Source organism: Alkalicaulis satelles, assembly GCF_008630495.1.
Classification (GTDB): Bacteria; Pseudomonadota; Alphaproteobacteria; order Caulobacterales; family Maricaulaceae; genus Oceanicaulis; species Oceanicaulis satelles.
Genome location: NZ_VWOJ01000001.1, coordinates 264467 through 276309, shown reverse-complemented (window position 1 = coordinate 276309; position 11843 = coordinate 264467). Strand labels below are relative to the sequence as shown.

Here is an 11843-nt window from a genome sequence, read left to right as displayed (position 1 = left end):
TTGCCGCGCTGGCGCAGCGCGCTAGCGCCGAGCTCTCCGGCCCCATCCTTGCCGCCGCATGACAGAGTCAGCGGTCCCGCTGGCGTTAAAGTCGACAATATCTTAACGTCCGGCCCGCAGCTTGCAGGGCGTGTGTTGAAAACGGTCACAGAATTGTGCTTGATGTGGCGCGCCTGTGAGGGGACGCCAGTAACAAAGCGGGGCGACGCGAGCGGATGGTGAAACGTCTTCTGGCTGGTCCGTGGGAGCATATTAAGGAACGCTTCCCCGACCGGCAGATCTATCACCGGACAGAAGGTCAGGTGCGGTATTTCGCCGTCACCACCGAGATGCAGCTCGCTGCAGTGGCGGGCGTGTGCCTGATGGCGGTGTGGCTGGCCATCACATCGGTCAATATGGTGCTGAGCGCGCGCGCCGAGGGGCGCGCCGAGCAGGAAATGCGCATTATCGCCGAGCGCCACCAGCAACAGCTCGACGAGGCCCGCGCCGCCGAGGCCGCCGCCATCGCCTATGTGGAATCACGCACCAGCGCCTTTGACCGCACGGCGGGCGAGCTGCAGATGCGCACCAATACGCTGCGCCGCCTTCTGGATTTCGCCGACGACCTGTCCATCACCCGCGAGCGCGCCAGCCCCAGCCTGGACGAGGGCCGCATATTGATGGCGGCCACCACAAACGACCCCTCGCCGCGTCAGGCGCTGGTGGAGCCGGCGCGCACGGCCATGGATCCCAACGCCGATCCGGCTCAACAGCGCGTGGCCGCGCTGCTGGCCGATCAGGAATCGGCGCTGGCGCTGGTGGAGGAGAGCGCCGAGAACCGGCTGGAGAAGCTGCGCGCGGTCCTGCGCCTGACCGGCATGCGGGTGGACGAGGCGGCGCGCGCCGGCCCGCTGGACGCCGAGGGCGGCACGGGTGGACCCTTCATTCCCATCGACCAGGCGCCGATCTTCTCGGGCGGGCTGGACATGGACGATCCGTTCAATGCGCGCATCGCCCGCATAGCCGCGCGCCTGGTGGAGGCCGAACAGGTCGAGCAATTGCTCACCGCCACGCCGCTGGCCCTGCCCATTGAAGGCCCGCACCGGCGCACGTCGCCTTACGGCTCGCGCATCGATCCCTTCACCCGCCGCCCGGCCTTCCATGCCGGCGCCGACTTCGCCGCCTACCGGGGGGCGCCAATTGTGTCGCCCGCGCCCGGACGGGTCGTTTACGCGGGCTGGCGGGCGGGTTATGGTCGCACGGTGGAGGTGGATCATGGCTTCGGTTTCCGGACCCGATTCGCCCATCTCCATTCCATCGACGTGCGCCGCGGCGATGATGTGACGACCGGCCAGCGCCTGGGGGGGATGGGATCGACCGGCCGGTCCACAGCGACGCATTTGCACTACGAGATTTGGTTCCGCGGCGCGCATGTGGACCCTGAAGATTTCATCAGAGCGGGACGCTATGTTCACTAAGAAAGACTCCCCTGCACCCGAAGCCGCCGCCCCGGCGCCGGCGCCGTCCAAGAGGTCGTCCATGAAAAGCCGAGCCCCGTCCATCCTGAGCGCGGATCTCACCGTTCAGGGTTCCATCGTCTCTGAAGGCGAAGTGCAGCTCGACGGCGCTGTCGAGGGCGACGTCAAGGCCGGTTCGCTGACCATTGGCGAGGAAGCCACCGTGAAGGGCGAGGTTGTCGCCGAGACCGTGGTGGTGCGCGGGCGAATCAATGGTTCGGTGCGCGCCCGCCAGGTGCAGCTGGCCTCCACCGCCCGCGTCGAGGGCGATGTGATCCACGCCACGCTCGCTATTGAAAGCGGCGCCTATTTCGACGGGCTGTGCCGGCGCTCCACCGATCCGCTCACCGACAAGGGCTCGGGCAATCGTGCGGCGGCGCCGTCTTCGCCGCCATCCGCTGCGCAGCAATCCTCCACGTCCCAGAGCCCGCAGCCGTCTGCGCCCAAGCCGCCGTCGGCCACGCCGTCCGCGCCGCCGCCCTCCGGCTCGGCCCAGCCGGCCAAGGCCTGACGCCGCAGCACCGTCCGGGCGGACGCTGAAAACACCAACGGGCGCGCCATGGGCGCGCCCGTTTTGTTTGGCCGCAACGCAAATGCGCACGCGCAAGGCCCGCGCCTTACGAGGCCGCGCCCTCCTCCAGCCCCACGCGCGCCGCCAGCGCAGCCGCCATGAAATCATCCAGATCACCGTCCAGCACGCCCTGGGTGTCGGAGGTCTCCACCTGGGTGCGCAGATCCTTGACCATCTGATAGGGCTGCAGGACGTAGGAGCGGATCTGGTGGCCCCAGCCGATATCGGTCTTGGAATCGGCCTGGGCCTGGGCTTCGGCCTCGCGCCTTTGCAGCTCCTGCTCGTACAGGCGCGCGCGCAGCATGGTCCAGGCCTGGGACCGGTTCTTGTGCTGGGAGCGTTCGGACTGGCAGGCCACCACGATGCCGGACGGGATATGAGTCAGGCGCACCGCTGAATCGGTCTTGTTGACGTGCTGCCCGCCCGCGCCGGACGCGCGATAGGTGTCGGTGCGCACGTCCTTTTCCTGGATCTCGATCTCGATGGTGTCGTCCACCAGCGGATAGGCCCACACGCTGGCGAAGCTGGTATGGCGCCGGCCCGAGCTGTCATAGGGCGAGATGCGCACCAGGCGGTGCACGCCCGCCTCGGTCTTCAGCCAGCCATAGGCGTTCTCGCCCTTGACCAGCAAGGTCACCGATTTCAGCCCCGCCTCCTCGCCGGCCTGGGCCTCGACCACCTCGACCTTGTAGCCGGCCTTCTCCGCCCAGCGCGTATACATGCGCGCCAGCATCTCGGCCCAGTCCTGGGCCTCGGTGCCGCCCGCGCCGGGATGGATTTCCACATAGCTGTCATTGGCGTCGGCCTCGCCGGACAAAAGCGCCTGCAGCTCGGCCTTGCCCGCGCGCGCCTTGACCGCGCGCAGGGCCACGGCCGCCTCGTCATAGAGGGCGTCATCACCCTCGGCCTCGGCCATTTCGGCCAGCTCGACGGTGTCGGCCAGCTCGGCTTCGATCTCGGACACCTCACGGATGGCCGCATCCAGCCGGTTGCGCTCGCGCATCAGCGACTGGGCCTGATCGGGATTGTTCCAGAGATCGGGATCCTCGGCGCGCGCGTTCAGCTCGTCCAGGCGTTTACGGGCGGTATCCCAGTCAAAGACGCCTCCGTAACAGGAGGGCCGATTGCTCGACAGCCAGCTTCAGCTCGGCGATTTCAGCGCGCATGGGATCATCCCCCGTGTCAGGATTTGAAGGGCTTCAAGAACGTGTCAGGCTCGATAGCGGGACGCCCGGCTCAATACAAGCCGCCCAGCTCATCGTCTTCGTCCTCGTCATCCTCGCTGGACGTGCGCAGCCCGCCCGGCGGGCGGCTGATGGCGCCGAAGCCGAAGCTCAGCGTCTCTTCGGCCGCCGTGGCGCCGCGGCGCGGCTCGGTGCCGGGGCGGAAGGCTTCCAGAATGGCTCCGGGACGGCCCAGAACCGACGGCGCGCCGGTCTCGCGGTCCACCGGCGCCAGCGACACCTCATTGGGCACGCGGAAAGCGGCCACCGGATAGCCCTCCAGGGCCGGGCGCAGGAAATCGCGTGCAATGGGCGCGGCCAGCACGCCGCCCGCCTCGCCCTGACCCAGCGGAGCGGGCGTGTCAAAGCCGACATAGACGCCCACCACCAGGTCCGGGCTGAAGCCCACGAACCAGGCGTCGCGGAATTCGTTGGTGGTGCCGGTCTTGCCCGCCAGCGGACGGCCCAGCGCGCGCAGGGCCGAGCCCGTGCCGCGCGCCACCGCGCCTTCAAGCATGTGCACGACCTGATAGGCGGTGACAGGATCCACCGCTTCCTCGCCCATAGCGGCCAGGTCCGGCTCGGCCATATCGGGCGCCCATTGAGGCGCATTGCACCCCTCGCACTCACGCTGGTCAGACAGCCAGATGGTGCGGCCCTGACGGTCCTGCACCCGGTCGATCAGGGTGGGCGGCACGCGCCGCCCGCCATTGACCAGCGCGCCATAGGCGCCGGTCAGATTCATCAAGGTGGTCTCGCCCGCCCCCAGCGACATGGCCAGCGTGGGCTGGAGATTGTCGTAGAGGCCGAACCGGCGCCCGTACTCGCTGACCGGGCGCATGCCCATGTCCTGGGCCAGGCGCACCGTCATCACGTTGCGCGACAGCTCCAGGCCCCGGCGCAAGGTGGAGGGACCGTAGTACACGTTGGAATAATTGGTCGGGCGGTAGAAGCGGATCTCGGCGTCCCCGGACGCCACGAACGGCGCGTCCAGAATGATGGAAACCGGGGTGTAGCCATTGTCCAGCGCCGCGGCGTAGACGAAGGGCTTGAAGGACGAGCCGGGCTGGCGGCGCGCCTGGACGGCGCGGTTGAACTGGCTCTGGGCGAAGGAATACCCGCCCACCATGGCCAGCACCCGGCCTGTGAACGGGTCCATGGCCACGATGGCGCCATTGACCTCGGGGATCTGGCGCAGGCCGAAATGGTCCTCGGCCACGCTCTCATTGGGCGCATCCTCGGCGGTCAGTTGCTCCACCAGCACCACATCGCCCAGTTCCAGCACCGCGCCGGCGCGCGATATGGCCGGGCCCAGGCGCGGCATATTGCTCTCGCGGTCACGCGACGGGCTGCGCGCCCAGCGCAGGGCGTAGAGCGGGATGCGCCCGCGGGTGCGGTCGGAAAAGCCGATCACCGCCTCTGAATCGCTCACCTCCAGCACCAGCGCGATTTGCCAGCCTGAATCGATATCGGCGGGCGGGCGGATGGCGGCCAGCCGGGCGGGCCAGTCGTCGAAATCCTCAAACCGCTCCAGCGGGCCGCGATAGCCGTGGCGCCGGTCATAGGCGTGCAGGCCGTCCCTGAGCGCGCGGCGGGCGGCCAGCTGCAGCCGGGTGTCCAGCGTGGTGCGGATCGACAGCCCGCCTTCATACAGCTCTTGATCGCCATAGCGGTTGAACACCTCGCGGCGCACCTGCTCGACGAAATACTCCGCCGCCAGATAGGTCTCGCCCGCCAGACGCGTGGTGGCCTCCAGCGGCAGGACGCCGGCCTCGGCGGCGCGCGCCTCGGTGATGAAATCATTGGCGGCCATGCGCGAGAGCACCCAGTTGCGCCGGCCCACCGCCGCTTCCGGGCGGCGCACGGGATGGTAATTGTTCGGCCCCTTGGGCAGGGCGGCCAGATAGGCGATCTCGTGCAGCTCCAGCTCGTCGAGCGATTTGTCGAAATAGTTCAGCGCCGCCGCCGCCACGCCATAGGCCCGGTTGCCCAGATAAATCTCGTTGAGATAGAGCTCCAGTATGCGGTCCTTGGTGAAGGCGCGCTCCATGCGCCGGGCCAGCACCATTTCCTGCACCTTGCGCGCCACCGCCTGCTCGGAGGACAGAAGGAAGTTCTTGGCCACCTGCTGGGTGATGGTCGAGGCGCCTTCCAGCCGGCGCCCGCGCATATAATTGGAAATATTGGAGATCGCGGCGCGCGCAATGCCGGTGAAATCCAGCCCGCCATGCTGGTAGAAATTGCGGTCCTCGGCGGCCAGGAAGGCGTTGATCACATCCGGGGGGATGTTCTCGATGGGCACGAAGACGCGGTGCTCGCGCGCATATTCGGCGATCAGAAGCCCGTCGCCGGCATGCACCCGGCTCATAATGGCCGGTTCATACTGCGCCAGCTGCTGATAATCGGGCAAATCCCCGGTGACGCGCACCACATAGACCGCCGCCGCAATCGCGCCCGCCACAGCCAGCACCGCAGCCAGAGCGCCGCCCCAGACGACGGTGCGCAGCGCGTTCTTCCAGCTCAACAGCTTCATCTGATCCTCATGCGCCCGGCTCAATATGCCGCGCCTGCCTTCTGCCCCTCGATGCGGGCGCCATTATGGCGCGCACTGCGCAGAAGCCAACTCTATCGCGCGGTCAGCGGGCGCTGGCGCCGGACGCGGGCGATCCGCCCGAAGCCCAATAGGTGCGCCCGGGCGCGCGGCAGCCGGAGAAATGGCTGTCAATCGCCGCCGCCGCCGCCTGCATCAGGCGCCGGCGCTCGCGCACATCATTGAGACGGCGCGAATCCTCGCGATTGGTCATGAAGCCCATCTCGAACAGCACGGCGGGGATCTCGGCGTCGGTGAGCACGGCGTAATTGGCTTCCATGGGCGTGGAGCGCCACAAATTCGCCGTGCGGCCCACCTCGGTGCGCAGCGCCTCGGCGAACAGCTCGGACTGGCTGCGCTTATTGCTGATCGCCATCTCCACCAGGATGCGCGAGACCTCCTCGGTGCGGTTCACATCCACCCAGTTGCCCTCATTGATGGCGCGGCTGCGCGCCCGGTTCTCGGCGCGCGCATTCATGGAATAGATGGTCGCGCCGCTGGGGCCGGCATTGCCGCCCGCTGAATCTGCGTGCAGCGAGATGAACAGGTCCGCGCGCGCCTGGCGGGCGATGCGCACCCGGTCCTCCAGCGAGACATAGACATCGCGGTCGCGGGTCATGATGACCTCATAGCGCCCGGTTTCATTGAGGATGTCGCGCAGCTGCAGGCCCGCGGCCAGGGCGATGCCCGCCTCGTGCATGCCGCCAAAGCGCGCCAGCGCGCCCGGGTCGCGCCCGCCATGACCGGGATCGATCACCACCCTGATGCGCTCGCACCCCGCCGGGGTGAAATCAATGCCCGCATCACGCACCACCAGCTCGGTCAGGGTGGCCGGCGCCTGGGGAAAGCCGGAGACGCTGGCGAAGGCCGCCGCGCTGACCGGCTCCACGTCGATCACGGTGCGATAGCCGCCGCCCGCCGGGTCCAGGCTCATCTGCTGGCGGATGCTGGCCGGGCCGGTCAGGGTGAACACCAGGCGCGGATGGCTGGCCGCGGCGTCAAACCGGAACACGCCCACCAGGCCTGCGCCAAAGCCGGCGCCGCCGTCCAGGCCGTCCACCGACCATGAGGCGTCCTCAAACGACACCACCAGCCGCGGGGCCGGCTCTGACAGGGTGTGAGCGCGCGACTGCACGGGCGTGCGGGTCTCGATGACGATGCGGGTATGGCCCTCATGCTCGCCAAAGCGCACGGCGGTGATGTCCGACGCCTGCGCGCCGGCAAGCCCCGCCAGCGCCGCCGTCAACGCCAGGAACATGGCTGCGATTGTCCGCATGGCCTGATCCACCCTCGCCGTCCCTCGTTTTGCGCCGCTTTGTCAAGCGGACGTCAGTTGAGCCCACCCTAGCGCGCCAGCGTTTCGATTCGGTTAGCGGACTGTTGACGCTTTCCTAGCACGCACAAGCTTGCTTTTCATCGCCCCGGGAATGGTGCAATGTGCGCAGCGCCGGGACAGGTGACTCGCGTGCGACCCGCACCACCCCCGGCGAAACGCCTCCTTCACCCTTTGAAGGCGGGCGCCAGTGAAACACGTTCAGGACGACGCGCGACCCCGGAGAGCCGGGCGCGCCGGCGCCGGAAACACCAGAATACGGGCGCGCCCGCCCGCATCCCTGCACGGGAGCAGTCGGCGCCGTCCGGAGGACCAACCCCATGCGCGCTGCGTACGCGAGCGTCTTGACATCATCAGACCATCGCTCCGCCGCGCGCTCCAACGAACGCCGCCGCACGACGCCGCCCGGTCCCCGCCGGGCCGCGAACGCTTGCGCGCGGCCTGGAGACTTTGTGAATGTCCCGCAAGATGCTGATCGATGCGGCCCACCCGGAGGAAACCCGGGTCGTGGTCGTGGAAAACAACCGCGTTGAGGAATTCGACTACGAGTCCGCCGCCAGAAAGCCCATCAGGGGCAATATCTACCTCGCCAAGGTGACCCGTGTGGAGCCTTCGCTCCAGGCCGCCTTTGTCGAATATGGCGGCAACAAGCACGGCTTCCTCGCCTTCAACGAAATTCATCCGGACTATTACCAGATCCCCCACGCCGACCGTGAGGCGCTGCGCGCCCAGGAAGCCGAGCTGACCGCCTCCATGGGCGAGGACGCCGGCGGCGATGAGGATGCCGATCCGGTCCAGGACGAAGACGACCTGATCGACGAGGCGTCCCGGCGCCGGCGCAATTTCATGCGCAAATACAAGATCCAGGAAGTCATCAAGCGCCGCCAGGTGCTGCTGGTCCAGGTGGCCAAGGAAGAGCGCGGCAACAAGGGCGCGGCGCTGACCACCTATCTGAGCCTGGCCGGACGCTATTGCGTGCTGATGCCCAACACCGCGCGCGGCGGCGGCATTTCGCGCAAGATCACCAATGCGCCGGACCGCAAGCGCCTGAAATCGGCGGTGTCGGAATTGTCCGTGCCCGGCGGCATGGGCCTGATCATCCGCACCGCGGGCGCCTCGCGCACCAAGACCGAGATCAAGCGCGATTACGAATATCTGATCCGGCTGTGGGAAAACATCCGCGAGACCACGCTGAAATCCATGGCGCCCTCGCTGATCTATGAGGAAGGCAATCTGGTCAAGCGCACCATCCGCGATCTCTATGACAAGGATATCGACGAGGTGCTGGTGGAGGGCGAGGAGGCCTACAAGGAGGCCAAGGCCTTCATGCGCATGCTGATGCCCAGCCACGCCAAGAAGGTCCAGCACTACAAGGACGACGCCCCGCTCTTCCTGCGCCACCAGGTGGAAAGCCAGCTGGAGGCCATCCACTCGCCCACCGCCCAGCTCAAATCGGGCGGCTATATCGTCATCAACCCCACCGAGGCGCTGGTGGCCATCGACGTGAACTCGGGCAAGTCCACCAAGGAGCGCGGCATCGAGCAGACCGCCACGCGCACCAATCTGGAAGCCGCCGAGGAGGCCGCCCGCCAGATGCGCCTGCGCGACCTGGCCGGCCTGGTGGTGATCGACTTCATCGACATGGACGAAAGCAAGAATGTCCGTGCGGTGGAGAAGAAGATGAAGGACGCGCTCAAGCGCGACCGGGCCCGGCTGCAGGTCGGGCGCATCTCCCAGTTCGGCCTGATGGAGCTGTCGCGCCAGCGCCGGCGCACCTCGCTGGTGGAAGGCTCCACCGGCGTGTGCCCGCATTGCGAGGGCACGGGCTATATCCGCTCCATCGAATCGAGCGCGCTGGTGGCCCTGCGCACGCTGGAGGAAGAGGGTGTGCGCGGGCGTTCGGCCCATGTGCGCATCAACTGCCCCACCGAGGTGGCGCTCTACCTGCTCAACGAAAAGCGCGATCATCTCAACGCCATCGAGCAGCGCTACGCCTTGCGCGTGACGGTGAAGGCCGACGATGGGCTCAACCGCCCGGCCTGCACGCTGGAGCGTCTGGAAGCGGCCCGTGAAGGCGCGCGCCCGGCCGTCCGGCCCGCCGCCGCCAGCCAGATTGATGAAGCCGCCGAAGCCGCGCTGGACGCCGCTGCAGAGGCCGCCGCCGCCGCCGATGAAGCCGCCGAGTCCCGCCAGGACCAGGACGTTGAAGAGGCGCCGGCCGCCAAGCCCCGGCGCGCCGAACCTGCTGAGCGCGCCGAGGCTGAAGGCGATGACGAAGGCGGGCGCAAGCGCCGCCGCCGCGGACGCCGGGGCGGCCGCAACCGCCGCCGGCGCGACGGCGCGGACGGCCCGGATGCGACCCAGGATGCGGACAACGCTCCGGGCCAGGACGGTGAGGACAGCGGCGTGCTGAACGTCGTCGAGCCCACGGGCGGTGATGCGTTTGATTCCGGCGAAGCGCCGCCCCGGCGCGAACGCCCGGCCCGGCGCCGGCGCAGAGGATCTGGCGATGCGCCGGAAACCGGCGCCGCCGCTGACAGCGCCGCTGCGCCTGCAGACGCTGCCGAGGCTGAGATTGAGAGCCTTGCCGATGAGGCGCCGGCGCCGAAAACCCGCCGCCGCCGCCGCAAGGCCGCGCCGGCTGAGGCCGCTGAAAGCGCTCAGAGCGATGTAAAGGCTGACGCCGCGCCTGAGGCCGGGGCGGATGCGCCCGCGGCAGAAGCCGAAGCGGCGCCCGCCAAGCCCAAGCGCCGCACGCGGGCCAAGAGCGCCGCGGCGGACAAGGCGGACAAGGCCGAGACCCCCGCCAAGCCCAGGGCGAAAGCGAAAGCCAAGGCCAAGCCAGAGCCGGAGGCCGGTACTGAGGCCAAGCCGGAGGCCGGGGACGAAACGGCCAGCAAGCCGCGCCGCACCCGCGCCAGGCCCAAGGCCAAGCCCGCCGCCGAAACGGCCAGCTCTGATGCACCTGAAACATCCGAACCGGCCAGCCCTGCGCCTGAAAAAGCGGAGCCGGCGGCGGACGAGCCGCGCCGGACGGGTTGGTGGCAGCGCTCCAGCAAGATACTGGGCCTGAAGTAAAACGCCTGTGAGGCGGCGCGCCGGGGACTAGTCGCGCCGCCTCATATCCGTCTACATTGCACGCAAGAACGCTGAGGGGTCAGCTGACGGGGGAAGGAGATTTGGCCTTGCCCATTATGCCGTTCATCCGCCGCACCACTGCGTGGCTGGCCGCTGCGGCCGCCAGCGCGGGCCTGACGTGCGCGCCCGCCCTGTCCCAAGGCCTGGTGCGCGATGCGGAAATCGAAGAGGTGATGCGCGCCTGGTCCGATCCGATGATCGAGGCCGCCGGGCTGAACGTGAACTCGGTGGACATGTATCTGATCGGGGACATGGAGTTCAACGCGTTCGTCACGCGCGGCCAGAAGATCTTCCTGCATACCGGCCTCATCGTTCAGGCCCATAATCCAAACGAGATCAAGGGCGTGATCGCCCACGAGATCGGCCATATCGAGGGCGCCCATCTGGTGCGCATGCAACAGGCCGAGCGCAGCGCCATGGCCACCATGGCCGCCGCCATCGGGGTGGGCATTATCGCCGCCCTGGCCGGCGCGGGCGATGCGGGCGCGGCCATCATCGCCTCTTCGCCCCAGTTCGCCACGCTGGACTTCATGACCTATACCCGCGCCCAGGAAGCGGCCGCCGACCAGGCCGCCGTGCGCTTTCTGACCGCCACCGGCCAGTCCGGGCGCGGCCTGGTCAGCACGTTCGAGCGCCTGGCCTATCAGGAGCGCCTCTCCTTCCAGCGCCGCTGGCAATACATGCGCTCCCACCCGCTCTCGTCCGACCGCGTCAGAGCCCTGCAGCGCAATGTGGAGGCCTCGCCTTACGCCGATGTGGAGGACAGCCCGGAAGACATCGAGACGCTCGAGCGCATCCAGGCCAAGATCATCGGCTTCATGGTCCCGCCCGCCCAGACCTTCGAGCGCTATCCCGAAAGCGACACCTCCATCCCGGCGCGCTATGCCCGCGCCGTGGCCTTCTACAAGCAGGGCCTGATGAGCCGCGCCGAGGAGGTGGTGCTGACCCTGATCGCCGACGAGCCGGACAATCCCTATTTCCACGAACTGCACGGCCAGATGCTGTTTGAAAGCGGGCATATCGAGCGCTCGCTGGAGCCCTATCGCCGCTCGCTTGAGCTGGCGCCCGGCCAGCCGCTCCTGCAGATCGGCCTGGCCACGGCGCTGATCGCCCAGGGCGGCCAGGACGAGGTCAATGAAGCGGTGCGCCTGCTCAGCCAGGCGCTGGTGTCCGAGCCGAACAATCCCTTCGGCTGGTTCCAGAAATCGCTGGCCCATACCGAGCTGGGCCAGATCGCCCACGCCGAGCTGGCCACCGCCGAGCGCTATTTCGCCGTCGGCGATTCCATGCACGCTCACCTGTTCGCCCGGCGCGCCCATGACCGGCTGGAGCGCGGCACCGAAGCCTGGGTGCGCTCAGCCGAGCTGCTCTACGCCACCGAACCGAGCGCGCGCGAGATCCGTGAATGGAACCGGCGCGAGCATCAACGTCCCAATTTCGGCCGGGGCGGACAGCGCCCCTGACACCGCCCTGCCCCAAGCACTGGAGTATC

The 11843-nt window shown here is 68.3% G+C and carries 7 protein-coding genes; 4 read left to right on the top strand and 3 right to left on the bottom strand.

The window, feature by feature from the left end; genetic code table 11:
* Window positions 1-215: 215 nt before the first annotated feature.
* Together F1654_RS01315 and F1654_RS01310 are read left to right on the top strand one after the other, a co-directional pair.
* Window positions 216-1457 (top strand): M23 family metallopeptidase, encoded by a 1242-nt coding sequence (locus tag F1654_RS01315; RefSeq protein WP_150021703.1) that lies wholly within the window; start codon window positions 216-218, stop codon window positions 1455-1457.
* Window positions 1458-1518: 61 nt separating this feature from the next.
* The gene (locus F1654_RS01310; protein WP_233205052.1) at window positions 1519-2007 is read left to right on the top strand and encodes a bactofilin family protein; all 489 of its coding nucleotides are present in this window, start codon (window positions 1519-1521) and stop codon (window positions 2005-2007) included.
* A 106-nt stretch (window positions 2008-2113) separates the two neighbouring features.
* Here F1654_RS01310 and prfB read toward each other — a convergent pair.
* The 3 genes from prfB to F1654_RS01295 all read right to left on the bottom strand — a co-directional run bounded on the left by prfB (window position 2114) and on the right by F1654_RS01295 (window position 7156).
* Window positions 2114-3233 (bottom strand): peptide chain release factor 2 gene (gene prfB, locus F1654_RS01305; RefSeq protein ID WP_150021701.1). Its coding sequence is split into 2 segments (ribosomal slippage): window positions 2114-3163 and window positions 3165-3233, totalling 1119 coding nucleotides; the frame shifts between segments, so codons are not numbered across the junction.
* A 70-nt stretch (window positions 3234-3303) separates the two neighbouring features.
* Window positions 3304-5823, bottom strand: a complete 2520-nt coding sequence (locus F1654_RS01300) for a penicillin-binding protein 1A (RefSeq protein ID WP_150021700.1) — start codon at window positions 5821-5823, stop codon at window positions 3304-3306.
* 103 nt (window positions 5824-5926) lie between these two features.
* Window positions 5927-7156 carry an N-acetylmuramoyl-L-alanine amidase gene (locus F1654_RS01295; protein ID WP_150021699.1) on the bottom strand — a complete coding sequence of 410 codons (1230 nt, stop codon included), beginning with the start codon at window positions 7154-7156 and terminating at the stop codon, window positions 5927-5929.
* A 513-nt stretch (window positions 7157-7669) separates the two neighbouring features.
* Between F1654_RS01295 and F1654_RS01290 the strand changes: the two genes are divergently transcribed.
* Both F1654_RS01290 and F1654_RS01285 read left to right on the top strand, forming a co-directional pair.
* On the top strand, window positions 7670-10291 hold the full coding sequence (locus F1654_RS01290; protein ID WP_150021698.1) for an Rne/Rng family ribonuclease: 2622 nt from the start codon (window positions 7670-7672) through the stop codon (window positions 10289-10291).
* A gap of 116 nt (window positions 10292-10407) precedes the next feature.
* Window positions 10408-11814: a M48 family metalloprotease gene (locus F1654_RS01285; protein WP_150022513.1), complete on the top strand. Its 1407-nt coding sequence runs from the start codon at window positions 10408-10410 to the stop codon at window positions 11812-11814.
* Window positions 11815-11843 lie beyond the last annotated feature (29 nt).

Bases quoted from the DNA above. Each gene is read 5' to 3' on its own strand.
- F1654_RS01315 (WP_150021703.1), top strand. From the start codon at position 216: ATGGTGAAACGTCTTCTGGCTGGTCCGTGGGAGCATATTAAGGAACGC.
- F1654_RS01310 (WP_233205052.1), top strand. From the start codon at position 1,519: ATGAAAAGCCGAGCCCCGTCCATCCTGAGCGCGGATCTCACCGTTCAG.
- F1654_RS01300 (WP_150021700.1), bottom strand. From the start codon at position 5,823: ATGAAGCTGTTGAGCTGGAAGAACGCGCTGCGCACCGTCGTCTGGGGC.
- F1654_RS01295 (WP_150021699.1), bottom strand. From the start codon at position 7,156: ATGCGGACAATCGCAGCCATGTTCCTGGCGTTGACGGCGGCGCTGGCG.
- F1654_RS01290 (WP_150021698.1), top strand. From the start codon at position 7,670: ATGTCCCGCAAGATGCTGATCGATGCGGCCCACCCGGAGGAAACCCGG.
- F1654_RS01285 (WP_150022513.1), top strand. From the start codon at position 10,408: ATGCCGTTCATCCGCCGCACCACTGCGTGGCTGGCCGCTGCGGCCGCC.